19 protein-coding genes are annotated in these 21,993 nt (G+C 52.7%); 11 read left to right on the top strand and 8 right to left on the bottom strand.

The window, feature by feature from the left end; genetic code table 11:
• Positions 1 to 30: 30 nt before the first annotated feature.
• The 4 genes from AB4N80_RS19785 to AB4N80_RS19770 all read right to left on the bottom strand — a co-directional run bounded on the left by AB4N80_RS19785 (position 31) and on the right by AB4N80_RS19770 (position 4,459).
• Positions 31 to 588, bottom strand: coding sequence for a cytochrome b (locus tag AB4N80_RS19785; protein WP_122564755.1), 558 nt, complete (start codon positions 586 to 588; stop codon positions 31 to 33).
• Positions 588 to 1,742 carry a catalase family peroxidase gene (locus tag AB4N80_RS19780; RefSeq protein ID WP_460078410.1) on the bottom strand — a complete coding sequence of 385 codons (1,155 nt, stop codon included), beginning with the start codon at positions 1,740 to 1,742 and terminating at the stop codon, positions 588 to 590. Before AB4N80_RS19780 ends, AB4N80_RS19785 begins: the two co-directional genes overlap by 1 nt.
• A gap of 175 nt (positions 1,743 to 1,917) precedes the next feature.
• Entirely contained in the window at positions 1,918 to 2,871 is a 954-nt protein-coding gene (locus AB4N80_RS19775; RefSeq protein ID WP_122564757.1) for a PDR/VanB family oxidoreductase, read from the bottom strand.
• A gap of 67 nt (positions 2,872 to 2,938) precedes the next feature.
• Positions 2,939 to 4,459 (bottom strand): aldehyde dehydrogenase family protein, encoded by a 1,521-nt coding sequence (locus AB4N80_RS19770; protein WP_122564758.1) that lies wholly within the window; start codon positions 4,457 to 4,459, stop codon positions 2,939 to 2,941.
• A gap of 369 nt (positions 4,460 to 4,828) precedes the next feature.
• Here AB4N80_RS19770 and AB4N80_RS19765 point away from each other — a divergent pair, with 369 nt between their 5' ends.
• On the top strand, positions 4,829 to 5,443 hold the full coding sequence (locus AB4N80_RS19765; RefSeq protein WP_122564759.1) for a TetR/AcrR family transcriptional regulator: 615 nt from the start codon (positions 4,829 to 4,831) through the stop codon (positions 5,441 to 5,443).
• Between the two features lies 1 nt (position 5,444).
• On the opposite strand, the gene AB4N80_RS19760 is transcribed toward AB4N80_RS19765, so the two are convergent.
• The 4 genes from AB4N80_RS19760 to AB4N80_RS19745 all read right to left on the bottom strand — a co-directional run bounded on the left by AB4N80_RS19760 (position 5,445) and on the right by AB4N80_RS19745 (position 10,032).
• A complete protein-coding gene (locus AB4N80_RS19760) occupies positions 5,445 to 6,443 on the bottom strand; it encodes a LysR family transcriptional regulator (protein ID WP_205929570.1) in 999 nt (332 codons plus the stop codon).
• Positions 6,444 to 7,031: 588 nt separating this feature from the next.
• Entirely contained in the window at positions 7,032 to 8,336 is a 1,305-nt protein-coding gene (locus AB4N80_RS19755) for an NAD(P)/FAD-dependent oxidoreductase (protein WP_122564760.1), read from the bottom strand.
• A 71-nt stretch (positions 8,337 to 8,407) separates the two neighbouring features.
• Entirely contained in the window at positions 8,408 to 8,839 is a 432-nt protein-coding gene (locus tag AB4N80_RS19750; protein ID WP_122564761.1) for a Rid family hydrolase, read from the bottom strand.
• 53 nt (positions 8,840 to 8,892) lie between these two features.
• The gene (locus AB4N80_RS19745) at positions 8,893 to 10,032 is read right to left on the bottom strand and encodes a tyramine oxidase subunit B (protein ID WP_305492380.1); all 1,140 of its coding nucleotides are present in this window, start codon (positions 10,030 to 10,032) and stop codon (positions 8,893 to 8,895) included.
• 482 nt (positions 10,033 to 10,514) lie between these two features.
• Here AB4N80_RS19745 and AB4N80_RS19740 point away from each other — a divergent pair, with 482 nt between their 5' ends.
• From AB4N80_RS19740 to AB4N80_RS19695, 10 genes are all read left to right on the top strand, one after another.
• Positions 10,515 to 11,021, top strand: a complete 507-nt coding sequence (locus tag AB4N80_RS19740) for a nuclear transport factor 2 family protein (RefSeq protein ID WP_460078403.1) — start codon at positions 10,515 to 10,517, stop codon at positions 11,019 to 11,021.
• Positions 11,018 to 12,118 carry an amidase gene (locus AB4N80_RS19735; RefSeq protein WP_122564764.1) on the top strand — a complete coding sequence of 367 codons (1,101 nt, stop codon included), beginning with the start codon at positions 11,018 to 11,020 and terminating at the stop codon, positions 12,116 to 12,118. The genes AB4N80_RS19740 and AB4N80_RS19735 overlap by 4 nt, the downstream gene beginning before the upstream one ends.
• Positions 12,119 to 12,707: 589 nt before the next feature.
• Entirely contained in the window at positions 12,708 to 14,132 is a 1,425-nt protein-coding gene (locus tag AB4N80_RS19730) for an APC family permease (RefSeq protein ID WP_122564765.1), read from the top strand.
• Positions 14,133 to 14,295: 163 nt separating this feature from the next.
• Positions 14,296 to 15,579, top strand: a complete 1,284-nt coding sequence (locus AB4N80_RS19725) for an aromatic ring-hydroxylating oxygenase subunit alpha (protein WP_122564766.1) — start codon at positions 14,296 to 14,298, stop codon at positions 15,577 to 15,579.
• Positions 15,580 to 16,056 (top strand): aromatic-ring-hydroxylating dioxygenase subunit beta, encoded by a 477-nt coding sequence (locus AB4N80_RS19720; RefSeq protein WP_122564767.1) that lies wholly within the window; start codon positions 15,580 to 15,582, stop codon positions 16,054 to 16,056.
• Between the two features lie 603 nt (positions 16,057 to 16,659).
• Positions 16,660 to 17,970, top strand: coding sequence for an alginate export family protein (locus AB4N80_RS19715; protein ID WP_460083119.1), 1,311 nt, complete (start codon positions 16,660 to 16,662; stop codon positions 17,968 to 17,970).
• Positions 17,971 to 18,150: 180 nt separating this feature from the next.
• Positions 18,151 to 19,371 carry a multidrug effflux MFS transporter gene (locus AB4N80_RS19710; RefSeq protein WP_122564769.1) on the top strand — a complete coding sequence of 407 codons (1,221 nt, stop codon included), beginning with the start codon at positions 18,151 to 18,153 and terminating at the stop codon, positions 19,369 to 19,371.
• Positions 19,372 to 19,387: 16 nt separating this feature from the next.
• Complete coding sequence (locus AB4N80_RS19705) at positions 19,388 to 19,993, top strand: TetR/AcrR family transcriptional regulator (RefSeq protein ID WP_460078398.1); 606 nt, start codon at positions 19,388 to 19,390, stop codon at positions 19,991 to 19,993.
• A 108-nt stretch (positions 19,994 to 20,101) separates the two neighbouring features.
• Positions 20,102 to 20,737 carry a glutathione transferase GstA gene (gene gstA, locus AB4N80_RS19700; protein WP_122564771.1) on the top strand — a complete coding sequence of 212 codons (636 nt, stop codon included), beginning with the start codon at positions 20,102 to 20,104 and terminating at the stop codon, positions 20,735 to 20,737.
• Positions 20,738 to 20,796: 59 nt separating this feature from the next.
• Complete coding sequence (locus AB4N80_RS19695) at positions 20,797 to 21,993, top strand: multidrug effflux MFS transporter (protein ID WP_460078395.1); 1,197 nt, start codon at positions 20,797 to 20,799, stop codon at positions 21,991 to 21,993.

Genomic DNA, 21,993 nt, shown 5'->3' with positions numbered 1-21,993 from the left:
CTCTGGCGTTTTTGCACGGCTTGGTGCGTGTTATTCACCAGGCGCCTTACGCGTGATGCTGGAGAAGACACCGTCGCGGTATATCCAGGCATGCATCAGCGCGGCACAAAGATGTCCTACTACCAGTACAAACAGAAGCCAGGCGAAAAGCCCATGTGCGGCCCTAAACCAGGCGTAAAGCACGGAGCTGACGGGAGCAATCGGCGGAAGGTTCCAGCCCGTAACCATGGTAACCGGCCAATTGCCGGCAGATAACGTTGCCCAACCGAGCAGTGGCAGGCAGAGCATCAGCATGTACAGCAGCAGATGCGATACATGCGCCACCATTGCCTGCCAGTAAGGGACGCTGGCAGGCAATGGTGGCGTGGCGCTTAAGAGCCGATTGCCCAAGCGCAGGATTGCCAAAAGAAGAATGGCTATACCCAAGGGCCTGTGCAGATCTATGAGCCAGGGACGCAGGGTTAGCGAAGACATCATGCCGACGCCTATAAACAGCATGGCCAGGATGAGGACAGCCATGAGCCAATGCAGAGCGCGTGCCGCAAAATTGAAGTTCCGCACACCGTTGTGCTTCTGCGGGGTATGCATTATTTGATTTCCTTCTTGCCGACCGCGTCAGTGGCTTTACCAAAACCGATTTCTCGTAATCTGGCGTTATAGGACTGGGAATAAATACCTGCACGGGCTGCAAGCACCGGATCGTCTGAAAGAGCTATTCCTGGAGGTACAAGCGTAGGGTCAAAGTTAATGTCACGACATTCCCCACGGGTTTGCTCTACAACCTGGTTTATCTCTAGCGTTCCAGCGATTAGCTCCTTTCGGTTGCTTGGCCATGGTTGAGAAGGATCGTTTACCGGATCTCCTATCTCGGCCAGTTGGAATACCAGATCCCAATACACGGGTGCCATGCTCACACGCTGAGTTATTTCATCAAACAGGAAGTCATGACTGGCTTGCGCATGAGCCTCTTTGCTCAATGGCGCTAAGGCTGCACGCGGGCGCATGGACCAGCGCACAGGTTGACGCTTCCCATCCGCCGCAATGAGCACGAACGCGTTGATCGAATTATATTCGGCTCCAGAAAAGCTGGCCGGCCAGGTCGCATTCGCCTCTCGCTCGACATACTTACGCGCTTCGGGATATTTATGAAAAAACGCGGCCACCTTGTCCGGAGAGGGTTGTCCGGTACCCGCCGCCGGTTCAAAGGCTTCGACCTGCGCCAGGAAACCCTCTGCATCGTGAGTCGCGAAGTAGGGTTCGTTGTTGAGCTTCATTCGCCACTGTGACTTATCGTCGGCCACCAGCATGAGTGCCATGCTGACGGTCGCCGTCGAATTGTCGGCCGCATGAGGGTCCACAGTACCGATTGAAAAACGCCCAACAGCGGGGATTTTGCCAGGTAGAAAAATACGTGAGGTCGACAGCAGGGCGGCCGCGCCGCTGGTCTGAAAAGTCCCGTTGAAACAAATACCCTTACCGTGCGCACGTCGATAGCCTGGCGGAAAGTTCTCCAGGGAATCACCCAGAAATTCTTTTGTAGTAGTGCCAGGGCCCACGAGTCCGCCTGCCCAGGCAAAGGCCAGCAGAAGAGCCATCGCGATACTCAGAATGCGCAGCAACGGGAATCGAAATTTCCATAAGCTCTGAAGGTTTCTTTTAAGCATAAAGTTCTCAGCTACCCTTGTCCAAAGCCGTATGGGATTGAAACTGCCGAATTGAAAAGCACCAACAGTCACCGGCACAAGGCAGTAGTCATGCGTAAATCGGAGGAAATCCAACCACCAATTGGGTAGGAAAACCTGGTGTGCTCAATGCGTTTGCGTGAGCGTGATAAGCGCTGCGGTACAGCGCGTGATAGTCATTGCCCACTTGCCAGCGTCCGCGATGAGAGGGTGACAGCGGGACAACATTTTTTGCCTATATGTCCAGGACCAACCGCGGCGATTTTGATCGTGAACAGCAGACTAATATCGTATCGTTCGCCGCTCTTTCATCAGCAGTGAGGTAGACATCGCGGTGGTCCGGTTCACCTTCTAGTACGTCACAAAGGCATGTGCCACAAACACCCTGCTCGCAGGATATTTCGACGGCAATACCTACTTCAGCCAGTGCCTGATGGATCGTCTGCCCGGCCATGACATTGACCTTCTTACCGCTGCGCGCCGCTACAACCTCAAAGCCCAACCCGTTGGTATCAATGTCGGCCTGAAAGTATTCACGGTGAATGTGTGCATCGGGGTAGCCGAGTTCGAGCGCATTGTTGATAACCCACTCCATGAAGCCGCCCGGTCCACATGTATAAATGTGCGAAGTCTCCTGTCCGCCTCCCAATACGCGCTTAAGGTCCAGTTTGCTTTCAGGTTCATCGTCGAAGTGCAGGTGGACGGCATGGGAGAATCTGGAACGCTCCAACTCCTCAAGGAACGCACTTCGGCTACGTGAGCGTGCACAATAATGCAGTTCAAACGCCTTGCCCTTGGCTTCAAGCGCATATGCCATGGCCAGCATCGGCGTGATGCCAATGCCCCCTCCCAGCAGGATTGAGCGCTTGGCATTCAAGTCGAGCGGGAAGTGGTTACGAGGCAGGCTGATATCCACCGTGACGCCTTCACGCAATTGCTGGTGGACTGAAACGGATCCGCCCCTGGATTGAGGATCTTTCAGAACGCCTAGGCGATAGATTCCTGCGTCAGCCGGATCCCCACACAACGAATATTGGCGGATCAGACTTGAGGGAAGGTGCACATCAACATGAGCGCCAGCCTCGAAGGCCGGTAAATTGCCGCGGTCTGCCCGCGCCAGATCGATGACGACCACATCATCACCTTGCAGCACTCGTTTAAGCACGACTACGTTTAGGAGTTCATTCATCGGGTAGTACCTGTACGCACGCGGGAAGACAATTCATATGGATGGTTTAAAGAAGACTCGCCAATCTTCATTGAGTCTGATCAAAAACACGCATGACACCGGCCTTAAGTGACGTGTGTGCGAGTAAACCTTCCTCACCCAATTCATGACCCGCGCCCGAATCCTTCATGCCGCCAAAGGGTAGACTGAGATCCAGCACGTTGTGGTTGTTAATCCAGACGGTGCCTGCCTTCACACCGCTGAAAAAGGTAGTGATCCGGTCGACGTTTTTGGTCCAGATACTGGCCCCCAAACCAAACGATGTGGCATTGGCACGCTGGATAACCTCAAGGTCGTCCTTATAGGAAAAAGCGGTCAGTACCGGTCCAAAAATCTCCTTTTGGGCAATGAAGCTATTGTGCGCGGCACCGGTCAAAATAGTAGGTTGAATATAAGCACCAGGGCCGTTGATCGTTTCGCCTCCACACAGCACCTCTGCGCCAGACTCAATGCCTTGGTGGATCATGCTCATGACCTTGTCCCGGTGGGCGTGGTGCACGAGTGGGCCCATCTGCGAGCCTAAATCCAAACCTGCGCCAATCTTGATGTTACGTGCAATCTCGGCGACTCCCGCAGTGACTTCAGCGTAGTGTCGTTCGTGGACGAACAGTCGAGAACCTGCGCAGCAATTTTGACCATGGTTACCGAAAATAGCCCAGGCAGCGCCAGGTATAGCAATGTTCAAATCAGCATCTTCGGCGATGACCACCGGAGACTTACCGCCGAGTTCAAGCGTGTATTTTTTCATCAGCGGCGCTGCAATAGCGGCGATGCGTTTGCCCGTCTCAGTCGAGCCTGTGAAACTTATCTTGTCAACGCCAGGGTGCTCAACCAGCGCAGCGCCAACTTCATGGCCAAAACCGGTAATGACATTGACGACGCCAGGTGGAATACCCGCTTCATTGCACAATTCAGCTAGACGCAATGTAGTGAGCGGGGTTTGCTCAGCAGGCTTGAGAACAATAGTGCACCCCGTTGCAAGAACAGGCGCTAATTTCCATACCGCTTGGCAAAGCGGCACGTTCCACGGTGTGATCGCTGCGACGACACCTAATGGCGATCGCTTGGTAAAGCCAAAGAATTTTTGATCCGGCAGGTAAGGAACGGATAAATCCAGGGTTTTCCCAGAGATTTTGGTGGACCAGCCCGCCATATAACGCAGCGTATAAACTGACAGGTCCGCATCGAATGCGCGAGTATTACGAATAAGGCGGCCGCTGCTGAGCGTCTCGAGCTCAGAAAGCTCCTGAGCATTTTCCGCGATCAAATCGGCGAGCCGCAACATCAACGCTTCACGTTGATAAGGCTTCATTCGAGACCAGGCGCTATCTTCAAAAGCCTTGCGTGCCGAGGCGACTGCCATGTCTACGTCAAACTGGTCTGCCCGGGCAATTTGTCCTAATTCAAGAGCGTTACTGGGATCCAGGATAGGAAAATATTCTTCTGAGTGCGGGTCCCTGAACTCACCATTAATAAAGAGTTGAGTGCGTTTTCCAATCCTGGATTTAGCGCCGGCTGAGAGATGTTTATAGTTATTTGCCAATGTCATGATCGAGTGCCCATCGTTAATATTTCAGGGTCCGCTACCGTACTAGCGAAATGTACTGGGAATTAATATGTCTCACCGAAAAGACTTCAACAATGACAGCAGAGGTACATATTGTTGCCCTTGCTGCAACAAGGGCGACTCCGCCGGGTGGGCATTGTTCAATGCTACACTTGCGTGTCATGCCGAGTGGTTTTTTACCGATCATGCGGAGGTGTGGAGCGCGCATTAACGATAAGGGGTGATGCGTAGTACCTGCATTCATGCCAGGCACGCTCTGTGCTTGGCCGTAATAAATCATCTAAGGCCTTTAAGGCGACTTGGGACTGTCGTATAATCGCGAGCATATAGTATGCAAAAAGGAAGTTCTCTATGCGGGTTGCTAAAAATAATCAAAAGACTGAAGATCGACGTGCCGCTATTCTAGTCGAAGCACGGGTATTGTTTCTCGACTCAGGCAACGCTGGCTTCAGCATGAGGAGTGTCGCTAAAAAAGTCGACATGTCGCTCAGTCATCTTCAGTATTTTTTTCCGACCAAGGATCAACTTTTTCTCGAGATGGTCAGGTATACGGTGAATGACTATTTGAGAAACTATAAACGAATTATGGCCGAGGCTTATAGCAGTCCGCAGCAACAGATGTCTGCTGTTTTGGATTATTTGTTTATTGATCTCACTCGGCTGGATGTTACCGCCATGTTCGTTGAACTCTGGGGAATGGCACTCAGGGATTTAGAGGCTCGTTTGTTTCAGCGTAAGCTCTACAGAGTCTACCGACGAAAGTTTTCGACAATCCTTACGAGGCTTTATCCTGACGTTTCCCGGGATACCATTAAGCGGGTGGCAACCCAGGTGCTCGCGCATGTCGATGGGATTATGGTGCTTTACATGGTGGATTGGCCCTCTTCGCAGAACTATGAAAAAATTGTTCGGGATGCAAAATCCGTTATTTGGCACATCATGGAAAGTATCACTCAAGAAAAATAGATCAGTCCGCGGTCGAAGCCAGAGCATTTTTGCGAATCGAGAAAATATTATCGGAATTTCGGCTGCTGAAATTACGAATTCTCCTGATTTGTGCGTTTATCGCCATTGCCAAGTGATGCACCAAATCACGCGAAAGCGGGGAGAGCTTCCTAGATTGGCGTGAAATGATTTGAACCTGCGTCACATTCAGCGCATGGCAATCAATAGGAATCGCTTTTAAGGTGCCGTTGCACAACTCATCGATGACAGGAAAGTCACTCAGTATCGTCGAGGCTATACCGTTGCGCGTGAGATCCAGCATTATTTTCAATGAGTTTGAAGTAATGTAAGGCTGAAAATAAGCACTGCTTTCATTTCGTAATTGATCGATAATCCCTCTGATGCGGTACTCGTTGGGAGGCAACACAATATCTTCTTCCGCCAGGTCTAGAAGACTGAGTATCGATCTTCCCGCGAGACGGTGACCGGGGTGCACAATAGCTCTCATGGGCTGGTCGAAAGAATGCAGTCTATTAATGTTCGCAGTCTTGGTAGGGGAAAATACCACCCCGATGTCTGCTTCGTCTTCCGCGACCATTCTCTCCACTTCATGGGAGGGCGCAATTAAAAGCTCAGTGTGCGATTGTCGGTTGGCTTTGAAAAATTCATAAAGCTCTCCTATCGCCTGGGTACTCAGTAGCCCTTCACCGACTGCAATGCTCGTTCTATTTAAATAACCTTCTTTAAGCTGTTCAAGTTTCTTTAGAAGTTGATTGTGATGACCCATGCGTTCAATATAGTAGTCTACGGCTGCCTGACCCGCGGCGGTTAAGCAGATCCGATGAGTACCTTCTTGTATAAGTTGAATGCCGAGATCTGACTCCAGCTTTGCAATCTGGCGACTGATCGAGGATACCGCGAGCGCCAACTCTTCGGCCGCAGCGCGCATGGTTCCCAGTCTGGAGCTCAAATACAAATACTTGAATCGTTGGTCTTGAAGCTCAGTTTGGGAAGTTATCATGGGTGCCTCGCACGGTAAGCAATATCAGGTTTTTATTATGTTGATAAATCTAAGCTACTGAATGCCCCGAAGCAATAGCATCCTTTAGTATTTTTGGTCAGTGACCTACAAGCTGCTTATAGCTTTTTGATCTAATTAGCACGTCTCACCGCGTTGCTTTTGACGATCTAAAATCGATGTCATTCAAGGCAAGAAAGAAGCGGTGAAGTATCAAGGGGGAGGGCGCAAAACGGCACTGTATTGCGCGTAATGAAACTAGGTGAGTTGGCGTTTGATGGGGGCTTGTAGGGCGAGTGTGTGCAAGAAAGACTTTGGTGGTCTCGATGCTGTGCACGCAATTATCTACCAATCGTTTTTCTATTCTGTCATGGTATGAAAGGAGACGAGAACAAGAGGGCGGTCAAGTCGACTAAATGTGTTCCGCGTGGTTCTTTATTGGGGCAGTGCGTTAAGCGGAAGCTGGCTATTCCAAGCAGTGTATAAGCGCGAGGAAGAAGCTATTTCCTGACGGAAATAGCTTCTTCTGCATTGCCAATTTAACGTTTTGGCGCTCTTCATTACTGAGCTAATCTTGATTTCCTATCGGCATCAGTTGTGCTGGCGCTTGAGGTGATACGGTGCGGGGTTAACAATCGGTGTGTCTCCAGTGACGAGATCAGCTGCCAATTGTCCCGCAGCTGGCGAGGTGCCAAAGCCATGCCCTGAGAATCCGGAAGCAAGCGTCAAACCCGGAATTTTATCTACGGGCGATATCACTGGGAGACCGTCCGGTGTTACATCGATCATGCCAGCCCATTCGAGCTCTATGGTGGCTTTTTTAAAAGCGGGCCAAGCTTCAGTGAGATTGCGTAATGCAGCCCGATTCAGTCCATGATTGACGTTTGGTTCTATTGTCCGTATCTGCTCGAAAGCAGAGCTACCTTGCTTAGAGCTGCGTCGCGACAGGGCCAGTTCCGTCATGAACTCTCGCCCCAAGGAAAGATTCATATTTTTCCATTGGGAACGCAGTGTGGACAGATAATGGTGTCCGATCAGCAAGCTGTCAGGCACGATTGGCACCATGAAAGATCCCCGATTAGTAATTATGTATCCGCCGTCCTGATGTTTGCGAAAAGAGAAATCTGGCGTGCCTACTGAGACCTCCGTCATCCCATCTATCGTGAGGGGAGCAGTTCGAAGGACCGAGGCGACTACCGGCAACGTCAACAGCGGAACACCCAAGCTAGCGAGGAAGCGTCTCGACCACATACCGCCGGCGAGGATTACATGGCTGCAACGCACTTCCCCCCGCTCGGTTTCAACACCGCTTACTCTGCCGGCTGACATGGATAACGCTCGCACCGCGCAGTTCTCCACGATGGTAACGCCTTTTGCGATAGCCGCTCGTGCGATGGAGCTGCTGGCAAGCGTAGGTTCTGCTCGACCATCAGAGGCGGTATAAAGCCCGCCTGCCCAATCGACGGTGCATCCTGGAGAAAGCTCAGCGATTTCTCTCGCTGTGACCAGGCGCGAGTCGAGCGAGGCACCGGCTACTGAGTTCAACCATTCTTGATGTGAAGCCATCTCCGAGGCTGTACTGGCGGTATACAAAATACCGGTTTGCCTGTAGCCGACATCAGCATTCAGCCGTTGCGCCATTGCGCCCCACAGGTTTTCCGCGGCGATCGAGAGGGGGAGGTCCAGTTTGTCCCGCCCCATTTTCCGTATCCATCCCAGATTGCGCGAGGATTGTTCACCAGCAATCCTGCCTTTTTCAAGTACCGTCACGGGAATGCCACGTTCTGCCAGCGTCAGTGCCGCAGTGAGTCCGATAATGCCCCCTCCGATTACCACCACTGTCGTGGCGGCAGGAAGAGCGACAGAAGTCTGAACGGGAGAGATAGAGGGGGCCACGTTTCTTATCCTTGGGACTGAAGACGTTATCGAAAGTGCACTGAAGGGCTACGCGCTTGGGCTGCTAAGCTTCACGTGTTGTTATGAGTCATCGTGATTTCTTTAACAGTGGCCTGCGAAACGCCGCGATAGGCGGTAACTTCAATTTCAACTTTGTATATCTCAGATCCAAGCGGTGGACTGGTCAGCGTCAGCGTTGGATTAATGCCGCGCATTTTTTCCGCGTAGGTGGCCATTACAATATCTATATCCTTTGCGAACGGTATGAACACGCGCGCGGCAACGATATCGCCAAGCGAAGCGTCAACGGCCGACAGGGCATGTTCTATATTGGCAAGCACTTGGAGGGTCTGCTCAGCCGGGTCTTCCGGCATTTCCTTTGTTACGGGATTGCGGCCGGCGGTATTAGAAACGAAAATCAAATCTCCTACGGCGACCAGGCGCGAATAGCTACCCAGCTCTTCAAACTTGGATCCAGTTTTAACTTTAATAACTTCTTTCATGTGGATTGTCCGATACTCAAATGACGTTCAGAAGGCGCGGTGGCCGTGCGGCCTCAACTTAGCGTTGGGGTCTCCCAGAGATTAAGTTTGACGCCTATGCCTTTTTCACACGCGTTCCGATAAATCACAGTACCCCACGCAACATCTTCTACAGGCATGCCACCGACTGACATGATGATTATTTCATCGTCATTTTTGCGGCCAGGTGCTTCACCGACAACAATCTTGCCCAGATCCTCGAGCTGTTCAGGTGACATTCTTCCTTCGTCGATCAGATCCAGAAATTGTATGCCGACTACTGGCACAATGTTGTGCACTGGCTTGGGATTTTCTTCATGCCATGCCTGGTACAGAGCAGGATTGTCCAGAACCTTGCGTATGTCGGGCGTCTCCATGCCTTCATCAATACTCGTCAAGGCGGGCATGGAAAGAAATGTACCAGGGCTTATCCATTCACGCTTCACCACAGGATAGGCAGAGGCATCACCAATTGCTCCGGAATTGCAGAAGGTGACGATGTCACAGTCGCGTACCACAGCTTCGTTGGTGTCAACCACATGAATATTGACAATCTGAGGAAAAGTTTCACTGACCCACGAAGTAAACGCATCAATATTTTTTTGGCCGCGTCCCTTTACTTTAATGGTGTCAATGCCAGGGCATTCGGCAACGAATGCCGAAAGCGAGGTTTTCGCCATCACGCCTGGACCCAGAATGCCAACCACCTTCGAATTCTTTCTGGCCAGATGGCGGGCACCTACGCCAGGCACGGCGCCTGTTCGATAAGCAGAAAGCAGATTCGCTGACATGATTGCCAGAGGAGCGCCGGTATCGGCATCGTTGAGGACGAATAGAAGGATGGAGCGGGGGAGGCCCTTCTCTCTATTCGCGATATTGGATCCGTACCATTTCATCCCGGCTGTCCGAAATCGACCACCAAGGTATGCAGGCATCGCCATGAAACGCCGATCGGGGGTCGGTTTGGGCATGTCCGGAAAAGGCGAATTTTCAGGGAATACGACAACCGATCCGTGGGAGTTGTTATTTGGGCCTGCCATGCGGTAGTCGCCGTGGTACATAAGGGAAAACATCTCTTCCATCGTGTCCACGCAGGCGGCCATATTGGTAACGCCTGCCTGAATCATGTCCGGTTCGGAGAGGTATATAAAATCAATATTTGGGGAGTTGTGCATAGTCGTTGATTCTCACTTTGAAATACTGCTCTTTGCGCTGATGCGAACCCTTCTCAGCGGGGGCGTGATTTGATCGGTTGCACTCTCACCTTCAACACCGTTGTCATCGGAATCGGACGGTCCAAATCGCAGCGCCTGAGAACAATTGGCTGAGCCATAAAGGTCCTGCGCTTTTTTCTGCGCTTAACGGCTCCACATCCGCGTTGGAGCATTGGGGTCATGAGTTCTGGTGCTTGGGCTAAACGAGGTAAGAGACAACGCTTATCCTACAGTTCGATTTATCGAACTCGATAACATTCGAGGCGACACTTGTTGTGGTAATGGCAACGCTTGATCCAGTGGTGCACAGGCGATATTTCCGTCTAGGATCAGTCGATGCCATTGCCTAAAAAGCAACACGATCCCTCGTTCCTGTGATTGTTGCTCGGTTTGTATGTCCCTAATTTCCTTCTCTCGTTTGCACAATTGACAGGAGCCTTTTCATGATTTCCTCTATTTCTGACATTTCCTTACTGGAAGAGCGTATTCGGGTGCTTGAGGCCGAATCTGCGATTCGCCATTTGCTGAGTCGGTATATGTTTTTGTGCGACGTTCCCGGACCTGCCACGCGCGATAGCGCGCTGGGCCAATTGTTCTGCCAGGACGCAGTGTGGCAGGGGGTCGGATCTCGATATGCCGCTAAGTTTGGGCGTTTAGAAGGGCGCAAAGCGATAGTTGCCATGCTCATGAATTACCTGCCGCCGGCTCCCCACTTTGTGTCAAACATGCACTTTCTTTCCGGTGAACAGATAACGGTCGATGGTTTTCAAGCGAAAGGGCGGTGGGTAATGCAACAACTCAGTCGGTACGAATCTGGCCAATCCGAATCAATTGTCGCCGCCCTCAGCGTGGAATTTTTCTGGGACGCAGGTGCCTGGCGCATCTCCTCTTTTTCAACTGAACGCGTTGACGCCTATCGTCTCGAGAATGTTCAAGGAGCGTCACTGTGAGCCCGCTGGTCATTGAATGTCGCATCGGCGGGCCGGGCCGGACAGTCGCGATCAAGGACTCTCTGGATGTGGCAGGTTGGCCAACACGGTGTGGAAGTCGCGCTTTCGAACACGCCGCGCCAGCACAAGACCACGCAACCGTTGTGAAGGCACTTCTCGCTGATGGATGGCAAATCATGGGCAAGACTGTGCTGCATGAGTTGGCTTTCGGTGTCACTGGTATTAATGAATGGGCTGGAACGCCAATTAATCCACAGGCACCGGATCGGATACCTGGTGGGTCTTCCAGCGGCTCAGCGGTCATCGTCGCTCAGGGAAAAGTGGATGTGGCATTGGGCACTGATACAGGCGGTTCTGTTCGCATGCCGGCAGCCTGCTGTGGGGTGTTCGGCCTCAAACCATCGTTCGGTCGCTTGAGCCGTCGCGGGGTGTATCCGACTTCCAGTTCTCTTGATGTTGTAGGGCCAATGGCTCGTGATCTTGAGGGAATCGTCGCTGCGATGACTTCAATGGACTCATCTTTCGCGGCGCACAAGCCCCTTGGGCAGGTCCGGGTAGGTTTGGTCGATGTCGCTTGCGATCCGGCTGTTGAGGAAGCCATTCGGGACGAGATGGTTCGCCGCGGCTGGACCTGGGAAGTCGTCACGCTGCCGGTTCTTGATCAGGCATTCGAAGCCGCATTGACCGTTATCAATGCTGAAACGTGGGCTGCTTATGGTCATTACACAGGGCATGCTTTGCTGGGTGCCGATATTGAGGCGAGGTTACTGCGTGCAGCCAAGACCGATACCGTGGCCCTGCAAGCTGCGGAAGCGGTGCGCGTTGCATTCAGCGAACAGGTTGATCGTTTGCTGGAGCGCTTCGACACTCTTGTCCTACCTAGTTTGCCTCGTCTGCCGCCGCTGTTGGTTGATGTACTCAAAGGTGAATCGGTGATCGATCTGACCCGCTTCCTCAGGCCATTCAACTTGAGCGGGCACCCAGCATTGAGTGTGCCAATTCCCTACCCGGGTTCCTCCCTCAAAACCAGCCTGCAACTCATTGGAGCAAAGGGGGAGGACGCACGACTGTGTGCTATTGCTGGCACCTTCCTTTGAAAAAATCAGCGCTCGGTATCGAGCGCAGTAAACACCCAGGCCAAGCGGTTCAATTAAAAAGCGACTCAGCTCTTTCTCCGGCGATGGATGATCTGAGCAGGTATGTCACCCAAGAGGTTGCAGCGTTGCAATTAGTACAACGAATGTCGCTCACGGGGTCATCGTTTTCGTGGAGCAGGGCTGCAAGGATAACGGTAGACCGCATATCAATATGAAGCCTGATTCCCTGTGATGCGTAATTTACAGAGTGCCGAATTACGACGTGGCGCTTGAGCCAGAGTCGATCCGATTACCGAAATGACGACGACACGCTCTATTTGGACGCCGGATTGAATAGACGTCATGAGTCGTGCCACCGAAGACGGATGATCGAACTGGCCTCCTGAATACTTATTTGGCAAGTCAATAGATAAGGGTTTCATTAACTCGGCAACGAGTGAAGACCGATGTGACGAACAGCCAAGCTGCGGCTTTAAGGAGCGGCGGGCGGGTATCGCTTGTGCTTGAGGAGCGTTCGCGTTGGTCCGCAAGGACGCTGCTGCATCGATTTATTTCCGTTATTCATACAATAATAGAGTGGAGAACTGTGATGACAGAGCTAACCGACCCCCTATCTGGAGATGTGCGTGCAGGCGGCCAGAAACTCGAAGGTAATCTAAGTGCTTATAAAATCGCGTTATTGGTGATTGCAGCCGCCGGGCCGTTAGGGGCAGTTCTCACAGCGGCCCCCATTGCTTTTGAGCACGGTAACGGTGCCGGTCTTGCCGGAGCATTCCTGCTGGCGGGAATCCTGATGATTTTTTTCGCGATAGGCTATGGCGAATTGATCCGTGCGGTCCCGGGCGCAGGAGCATTTTACAAATACCTCTCGGCGATCTTTGGACAACGCGTAGGTGCGGGGGCTGCATGGGTTGCCTTAGCCTCTTACATGGCGATTACCACAGCGATTGCGGTGGCGTCCGGGTATTACACGAACATAACCATGCAGGCATTTGGGATTGATATCGGCTCTGCAGCATGGACCGTGTTATTTGTGGGGGCGATCTGTTACCTGGGGCGGTCGAATATTGATTTTGCCGCAAAGATCTTGGTGCCTTTGGTGCTTGCAGAGTTCTTTGTGCTTTTTTTACTGGGTCTGGCCATATTTTTGGATAAAGGTTTTAACGCTTTCCCGGTTCAAGCCATATCGGTAGACGCAATAGTGATGCCGGGGCTGGGGGTTGGACTCATGGTAGCGCTGGCATCATTCCTCGGTGTTGAGTCTGCTGCGCTTTATGCGATGGAAGCAAGAAAGCCAGAAAAATCCATTCCCCACGCGACGCGTTTGGCGGTAGCGTTGGTAGGCGTTGCTTACTTTTTCATTATCTGGCTGATCATCGGCGAAATTGGGTTTGACGTCATTAAGGACGAGGCGGCGGTAGCGAAGGGTGGGTTGGTCATTAATTTGTTCTCAACCCGCTTGGGTAGCACGATGGCGACCATTGTTGCCCTCATGTTATGCACCAGCAACTTTTGCTGTTTGTTATCCCTTCATAATGCGGCGACTCGGTACGTTCAAGTCTTGGCAAAAGATAGACACTTACCTGTTGTTCTTTCAACTGTTCATGAAAAGAAAAAATCCCCCGCCAATGCAAGCCTTCTTGTGACCGTTCTGGTTTCGTTGACCATTATCGTTTCTTCGTCCCTGGGCTATGACGCCTTTGTATTCTTATTTCCGGTGACTGTCGCGTTGTCGACGCTGGGTTTGATAGGGCTTCAGACATTCGTTGCCTTGGGAGTCGTCGTTCACTTCAAAAAAGCCAACGATCAACGGTACTTTAAAACGTTAATCAGCCCGCTGCTCGCATTGGCTGGACTGAGTGCTGCTGTTTATCTGATCTACGATAATTACGGCATGCTAACGGGCAGTGAGTCTGCCTGGGTCAATGGCACTCCATTGCTTCTTGTTGTCTTATTTCTCTACGGGCTACTCAAAGGCGGTTCCAGGAACGCTAAGGCACCCTGGATCAAATGATATAGCGCCTGCCGACACTGCCGTTAAGCTTGATCCAAGAGGAAGGACGTTTGTTGTCTTTAAAACAATAAATCTCTCTCGGTCGGCGATTGATGAGCATTGTGTGCTGTCTTAAAGTTATTTCAAATGACTCTCGTCACATTGCGATAAAAGGTAATTAATTGTGAGCGATTTAATTAACATTGTCGGGCTTGATATGGACCCTGCAAGCTTGATCAAATCAGACCGTGTGCACACATCGGTTTACACCGATGCCAAGCTGTTTGACATCGAGTTGGAAAAGATTTTTTACAGTACTTGGGTCTGGGTCGCGCACGTCAGCGAAATCCCTGAGTCGGGTAGCTACAAAAGTACCTATATCGGTAAACAACCCGTGATTGTGGTGCGCGACCGCAAAAAACAAGTCCATGTGCACCTCAACCGCTGTCGCCATCGCGGCGCTACGGTTTGCGAGCACAAGAAAGGCAAGACCAACAGTTTTGTCTGCCCTTACCACGGCTGGAGTTACGCACTGGATGGTTCATTGCGTGGCGTCCCAAGCCCTGAAAGCTACGGCGATTGCCTGGACAAAGGCGAGCTGCCTCTGGTCAGCCTGCGTGTAGAAGAATACGCAGGCATGCTGTTTGCTACGCTCAAGGACGATATCGAACCACTGGTGGACTTCCTCGGGCCGGCCAAGAAATGGATCGATCTGTTCATGAAACAAGGGGCCGGTTATCCGATCAAGGTCCCTGGCGAGCACCGTTTCCGTTTTCCGGGCAACTGGAAAATTCAGTTGGAGAACACCACCGACGCCTACCACTTCCCGCTGGTGCACAAGTCATTTCTGGCATCGGTCGATGAGCAAACTCTTAAGCTTTTCGATTTCGTTGAAGGGCCGGGCTATGTCGAAGACCTTGGTAATGGGCATAGCGTAATGGTGATGATTCCCGACTTGGTGGATCTGGAAGCTGACCTCGAAAAGCCTATTCCAGAGCGTTTCGAGGATCTAGCTGCGCAATTGCGCGAAGACGGCATCGAAGAGCAGCAAGTACGCCGCATTGTTCGTGCGGTCGGTGGGTCGGGTTTCAACCTCAACCTGTTTCCCAACGTTGCTTGTTCCATGGCGTTTTTCCGCGTGTTGCAACCGATATCGGTGACAGAGACGGAAATTCATCACTCCGTAATCACCATGGATGGCGGACCTGCTGTAGCCAACCGCTACCGCCTGCGTCTGCACGAGCACTTCCAGGGGCCTATGGGATTTGGCACTCCGGACGACTCCGAAGCCTGGGAGCGTGTGCAGAAAGGCGCCAGCGCCGGTGATGACTTGTGGATCATGCTCAACCGTGGCCTTCCAGGTGAGCAACCGACCGAAGACGGGCTGGTCAGCGACGTAAGCGCCGAGACCGGGATGCGTGCTGCTTATCAGCAGTGGAAAAAGATGATGACGGCAGAGACTAAGTAAATGAACCTGCAATTACTGAATCAGGTCACCGCTTTTATCTGGGCTGAAGGCGACATGCTCGACCATGGCGACTTCGACACTTGGTTAAACTTGTGGAGCGAGAAGGGGACTTACATCATCCCCATCGACCCGAAAGAGGAAGACTTCGAAAACACCCTCAACTATGCCTATGACGACCATCACATGCGTCAGTTGCGAATCCAGCGTCTGACCGGAGGTGAATCGATTTCCACCAGCCCGCAGCCGCGGACCGTGCGCAGCTTGTCTCGCTTTCGGGTGCTGTTCGAAAGCGATGAGAAAGTGACGGTGCGGTGTGCGCAAAACCTGCGCGAGTTCCGCAAGGACTCGCTTAAACATTACAGCGCGGACATCGTCTACGAACTTGAGCGTATCAGTAACACTTTCAAAATTGAGCGCAAGTTGATCCGTTTGATCAACGCTGACGATGCCCTCGCAGGCATAGGTTACATACTTTGAGTTGATATTGACGGATGCTTCACACGGCGTGTACCCACACAGCGGCTGGCTGATATAAAAACGGTACCTTCTGACAACTGCTAACAAAGCTTGATCGGAAGGTGCCGTAGAGGGGCTGAGTAAGCTAGACGTCAACGTTTTCAGTATGGAGTACTTGTAACTAACGAGCGCTTGCTCATAACAAGCATCCGTTCTTTTATGTCGGACTGTTTTTCGCAAAGTCTGCTGATATGCCGGTGATAGATTTAAAAGTAAGTGCTCATGTAGGCATCCGTATTCCTTGTTGCTCAGCCCATTTGGAGCTCGTTCACTGGTCTACATACATCATGCTGCGTTCATGCTGCTGCCGTAAACGCAATAGTGTTTTCGTTAGGCGCGGTATAAAAATACTCAAGCGACCTATCGTTGGGAGGAAGTGGTAAGAAGCTACGCAACAGATGAATGAAGGTATAGGTATCGCGACTATTAATTAGTCGCTCGCATTAACTACTTCAACGACTGCAGAATCCTGGCGGTATTTAAATGCAGGTTGATGGATGACCCATTTAATGCATCGCTCAACTCAATAACAAAAATGGAAATGCAACCATGCGCCGATATTCCATGCTTCACTTTTTTACCCTCGCCGCACTATTCAATACGATAACTCCTGCGCACGCTTACGAGCTTTTTTCCCAAGGCGACACCCATCTGAATGCTAATCTGGATGCGGTGTTTGGCGTTTTCCACAGCCGTGAAAGTTACCCGGCCTCTGGTCGATTAGAACCGGGATCGTCCTCGTGGCGGGAGGGTTACATCAAGTATGGCGTAAGTGCCGAACAAGGGATAGGAGAGGCAGGGACCGCCTATGGTGCCTTCTCGCTAGTCAGTTCTGCAACCTGGGGGGAGGGGGACGCTGCGGGCTACACTGATGGCTCTGAACGCACGACCAAGATTGAGGACGCTTATCTGGGATGGCGTTCGGGCAACTTGTTTGAGGTCCTTGGTAAAGACGGTATCGATCTTTCGTTCGGCCGACAAAATATCGCAGTGGGCGACGGCTTCCTTATTCAGGGCGACGCGTTCAGTGCGGGCCGCGGCCTCGGCGACGGCCAATACAACCGAGGGGGCGCTTTCTACGTGGCTGCCCGTAAAGCGTTCGATAAGACAGCAGTGTTGCGCATTGGTGGGAAAGAGGGCTGGCGCAGCGATCTGATGTGGCTCAAATCCGATAACCCTTCTCAGGCCAATACCGAGATGTACGTTGGCACGCTGGAGCACGTGGCTGCAGAGGGTACCGTTGGCCTGACGTACATCAACACCAAAAATGTCGCTGAACAGTACGCTTCCCCCCTGCAGCTTGAGCGTGACGGCATGAAGACCTACAGCGTGCGCGCGGCGGGCAATGCGGGCGTGCCAAACCTGTTTTTGTCGGGTGAATATGCCAGGCAAAACAAACCGAATGCGGCGAATGAGGACGCCTGGTATTTGGAAGCCGGATGGACCTTTGCTGAGGTTATGTGGGTGCCGAGCACCAGCTATCGCTACAGTCGCTTTTCAGAAGGTTATGACACCTTGTTTTATGGGACGGGCCGTGGCTACGGCACATGGTTCCAAGGTGAAGTGGCAAGTAACTATGCTGGCCCCTTCAACAATAATTCCCGTATCCAGAACGTCACGCTGAAGGCCTCCCCTTTAGAGAATCTGACCATTGGGGCAATGTACTTCAACTACGACACCATCGACCGTAATGTGAGTAACACCGATGGTCATGAAATCGACTTGTATGCTGAATGGCGCGTTAATCAGCACTTGACTGTTTTGCCGTTAGTAGGTTTCTACAAGCCAGACAAGAGCGCAGAACAGGGGGGGACGCAGTTGGGTAACAACGATAGAAATGTCTACACCCAGTTGGTGTTTGCTACGACATTTTGATGTTTGGCGGGTGACTGATGTCACCCGTTTTCGTTAGAAGCTGGAATTCAATCGCCCCGGTTTCTTTAGACACCTTGCAACCTCACCACCGAAAAATAACGGCTTGACCTTGACTCCAGGTTCTCGCTAACCTCGCTACGCCTTCCTACCTTCCGGTAGGAAGCTAATCGTGAGTTTGTTATGGAAAAGAGTCATTCCGGCAATCCTTCGCTGAAGTTTGCCATTGCCTTGGGCGCCATCGCCACACTGGGACCCTTAGCCGCCGAGATGTATTTGCCAAGCCTGCCCGAAATGGCGGTCGAATATTCGACCAGTGTTGCCAGTATTCAACTGACGCTCACGGTCTTTTTGTTGGCAATGGGGCTTGGGCAATTGCTGTTCGGGCCGGTTGTCGACGCCTTGGGCCGTCGACGCCCACTGATGGCAGGCTTGTTGCTGTTCAGCATGAGTGCGCTGGCTGCAGGTGCGGCACCGACCCTTGAATGGCTACTCGTGGCAAGATTTGCCCAAGGCATAGGCAGTGCTTTGACGTTCGTAGTCATCATGAGCATAGTGCGTGACGTCACTCAGGGCGTTCAGGCAGCAAAGCTTTTTGGCTTGCTGCTGACCATTCAAGGTGTTGCTCCCATTATCGCCCCGGGGTTGGGTGGGTACATTGATGCGCATTTCGGATGGCGAGCCGTCATGCTGGTACTGGCTGTTCTCGGTGCGCTGGTGGCGGTCAATTCGGTGGCTGTTTTGCCTGAAACACTCCCCATGCAAAAGCGCGAGCCATTGAATATGAGACTGGCGATACGCACGTATGCGCGCATCGCAAAAGACAGTCGTTTTCTACGGCCTACCTTAGCGCTGTCAGCCGTTTTCTTTTTCCTCTTTGCCTATATAGGCGGCGCTACATTTGTTTATCAGAATGAATACGGGCTGCCTACTGCCCAGTTTGGTACGCTGTTTGGCGCAACCGGCATAGCGATTATTATCGGGGCCGTCGTGTCTACCAGACTGGTGGGCAAGTACGGTTTGGCCCGCATGGCAACGGCGGGGGCTTTTTGCATCTTTGCAGGTTCTGTCATGGCCTACGGCGCAGCGGTATCTGGTTCAGGTTTGTACTGGCTGGCCGCCAGTTTCGCGATAGCACTGCTCGGATTGGGGATTGCAGAAGCCACATTGACGACCCTGGTGATGTCTTCGCAAACCACTGCGCTGGGTTCAACGGCTGCATTGCTGGGCGCTTTTCAGCTTGGCATCTCGGCCTTCGCCACACCGTTGACCGGTTGGGCGAGCAGCCATGGCGCCATTGCCTGGTGCTCATTCCTGATCATCTGCGCCGTTCTGGTGGGCGCGCTGACCTGGGTCAGTGTGCGCCAGGGCAGGGCCGAGCACATCACCGCGTTGAATCACTGATTAAAAGGATATCCTGATGAAAGTGCTGAGCCCTTCGGCAGCCAGAATCTGTGACATCGCCCTGGTGCATTTCGCTGAGCGTGGATACGACGCCTCGTCGCTCAATGATATTGCTGTCGTTGCAGGTATGCGCAAGCCTTCGTTATATGCGCACTTCAAAAGCAAGGATGATCTGTTCGACGCCGTGCTGAATCTGGCGTTGGTGACGGAGAGGCACTATATCGAAGAGATGTTTGCAAGCATCCCGGCGAATAACGATGAGCCCGGCAAGCTGTACACGGACAGCCTTTCAAACCGCTACGAATCTTCCGCGGCTCTGCGTTTCCTGCTGCGCACGGCATTTTTTCCGCCTTCGGAGCTGAAGGCATCGGTTACAAGTGGCTTTGAGGCCTATCTTGATCGCCTGCGTGAACACTTTGGCGTAAGCCTTGAGAACAGGTATCCAGCCCTGTCGGCGAACGAGATTTCGATGTTTCAGGATGCTTATATCGGCGTTATCGACAGCCTTCATGTCGAGTTGATTTACTGTAGTGAAGGCACCTACTGTCGGCGTCTTGCCGCTTTGTGGCGCGTTCTTGGTGACTCGCTGTCTCTGGCTGTGGGGAAGGTGGCACATGGGTAATTCAACCATGCAAACGGTGCAAAACGTAGCGAGCGAGTCGCTTACAAAGCGAACTAACATAGGCTTCACATTTTAAAACACGACAATTAATTCCATGGAGATCACAGAATGAAGCTCTACTATAAGCCTGGCGCCTGCTCCCTTTCGCCACACATCGTTGCAAACGAACTTGGCCTCAAGGTCGAATTCATCAAGGTCGACCTCAAAGATCATACAACAGAACAGGGGAAGAACTTTTACAAGGTCAACCCGCACGGCTACATTCCTGCGCTTGAGCTGGATAATGGTGAAATGCTATTAGAGGGCGTTGTAATCATTCAATATCTTGCGGACCAGCATCCCGAAACAGGCCTTGCTCCAGCCAACGGAACGTTTGAAAGATACAAGCTTCAGGAGATGCTCGCCTTCCTTTCAACGGAGATCCATAAGGGCTTTATTCCGCTCTTTTATGCTGCTCCGGCAGGGGATTACATCGAGATTGCAAGACCGAAGTTGGAGGAACGCTACGCTTGGATTAACGAGCATCTCTCAGACAAACAGTTTCTTATGGGTGACCAATTCACGGTCGCTGACACCTACCTGTTTGCGGTGACTGGATGGGCTAAGGCGTCCTGGCTGAAGTCCTACGAGGACACGCCACTTCATCTTGACAGTCTTCATCACCTGCAAGCTTGGTACGAGCGTGTGAAGAGCCGTGAAGCCGTGCAGCAGTCCATACTCGAGGAAGGTCTCGACTTGAACTAGCGTCTTGATGCCCGTTGCCAACGGGCACCCAACTGCTCCGAATACTGTCTGGATCTCTGATGAACCTGCGCGCGATCCTTATTCTCGGTGCCTTAAGCGCCTTCGGCCCTTTGGCCGTCGACTTTTACCTGCCTGGCTTCCCGGCCATTGCCCTGGCCTTTGGCACTGACGAGAAGCATGTCCAGTTGACCCTGGCGTCATATTTTCTGGGCTTGTCCATCGGCCAACTGGCTTACGGGCCGGTGGCGGATCGCTTCGGGCGACGTTTCCCGCTGCTTTTCGGGGCTTCGCTTTTCACCCTGGCATCGCTGGCGTGTGCCTTCGCGCCGAATCTGGAATGGCTGATCGGCGCGCGCTTCGTTCAGGCGCTGGGCGGCTGTGCTGGGATGGTGATTGCCCGAGCGATCGTCAGCGACAGGTGCGATGCCGTTCAGTCGGCCAAAGTGTTCTCGCAATTGATGCTGGTGATGGGCTTGGCGCCGATTCTGGCGCCCATGCTCGGCGGCTTGCTCGTCAACCTCTATGGGTGGCAGTCGATCTTCATCAGCCTGACGGCGTTCAGTGCGCTGGCTTCAATAGCCGTGGCGCTGGGCCTGCCGGAAAGCATGCCCGCCACTCATCCGCGCCTGCCTTTATCTGGCGCACTGACGCAGTACCGCCGCTTGTTGGGCGATCGTATTTTTCTCGGGCACGCGCTCACTGGCGGGATCGCCATGGCCGGGATGTTTTCTTACATCGCCGGTTCGCCGTTCGTGTTCATCAAGCTGTACGGTGTGCCGCCTGAGCACTATGGCTGGCTGTTCGGTACCAATGCGGCAGGTTTTATTCTGGTCTCGCAGTTCAATGCCCGATTGGTGGGCAAAAAGGGGCCTGCGTTCCTGCTGTCGCGGGTTATCTGGATGTACCTCGCTGCTGCACTGGCATTGTTGGCGATTGCCGGCCTACGCACCGAACAGCTCTGGCACCTGCTGGTGCCCTTGTTTATCTGCATTGCCAACCTGGGCTCCATCGCCCCCAATGCCTCAGCCTGCGCCATGAACGGGCAATGGGCGCGCGCGGGGAGCGCGTCGGCATTGCTCGGTTGCCTGCAGTTCAGCGTGGCGGCAGCAGCGGCCGCGCTGGTGGGTGTGCTTCACGATGGCACGGCGTTGCCAATGGCGCTGGTCATCAGCTCGTGCGGTGCGTTGGCCGTGACGCTTGCAATGCTGACCCGCCGTTTGCAGCACAAACGTGATGTGGCGCTCCCGGGTTCATAG

This window comes from Pseudomonas sp. H3_A02 (assembly GCF_054671965.1).
This window is presented reverse-complemented; position numbering and strand designations above follow the sequence as displayed.

Bases quoted from the DNA above. Each gene is read 5' to 3' on its own strand.
- AB4N80_RS19785 (WP_122564755.1), bottom strand. From the start codon at position 588: ATGCATACCCCGCAGAAGCACAACGGTGTGCGGAACTTCAATTTTGCG.
- AB4N80_RS19775 (WP_122564757.1), bottom strand. From the start codon at position 2,871: ATGAATGAACTCCTAAACGTAGTCGTGCTTAAACGAGTGCTGCAAGGT.
- AB4N80_RS19770 (WP_122564758.1), bottom strand. From the start codon at position 4,459: ATGACATTGGCAAATAACTATAAACATCTCTCAGCCGGCGCTAAATCC.
- AB4N80_RS19765 (WP_122564759.1), top strand. From the start codon at position 4,829: ATGCGGGTTGCTAAAAATAATCAAAAGACTGAAGATCGACGTGCCGCT.
- AB4N80_RS19760 (WP_205929570.1), bottom strand. From the start codon at position 6,443: ATGATAACTTCCCAAACTGAGCTTCAAGACCAACGATTCAAGTATTTG.
- AB4N80_RS19750 (WP_122564761.1), bottom strand. From the start codon at position 8,839: ATGAAAGAAGTTATTAAAGTTAAAACTGGATCCAAGTTTGAAGAGCTG.
- AB4N80_RS19745 (WP_305492380.1), bottom strand. From the start codon at position 10,032: ATGCACAACTCCCCAAATATTGATTTTATATACCTCTCCGAACCGGAC.
- AB4N80_RS19740 (WP_460078403.1), top strand. From the start codon at position 10,515: ATGATTTCCTCTATTTCTGACATTTCCTTACTGGAAGAGCGTATTCGG.
- AB4N80_RS19730 (WP_122564765.1), top strand. From the start codon at position 12,708: ATGACAGAGCTAACCGACCCCCTATCTGGAGATGTGCGTGCAGGCGGC.
- AB4N80_RS19720 (WP_122564767.1), top strand. From the start codon at position 15,580: ATGAACCTGCAATTACTGAATCAGGTCACCGCTTTTATCTGGGCTGAA.
- AB4N80_RS19715 (WP_460083119.1), top strand. From the start codon at position 16,660: ATGCTTCACTTTTTTACCCTCGCCGCACTATTCAATACGATAACTCCT.
- AB4N80_RS19710 (WP_122564769.1), top strand. From the start codon at position 18,151: ATGGAAAAGAGTCATTCCGGCAATCCTTCGCTGAAGTTTGCCATTGCC.
- AB4N80_RS19705 (WP_460078398.1), top strand. From the start codon at position 19,388: ATGAAAGTGCTGAGCCCTTCGGCAGCCAGAATCTGTGACATCGCCCTG.
- gstA (WP_122564771.1), top strand. From the start codon at position 20,102: ATGAAGCTCTACTATAAGCCTGGCGCCTGCTCCCTTTCGCCACACATC.
- AB4N80_RS19695 (WP_460078395.1), top strand. From the start codon at position 20,797: ATGAACCTGCGCGCGATCCTTATTCTCGGTGCCTTAAGCGCCTTCGGC.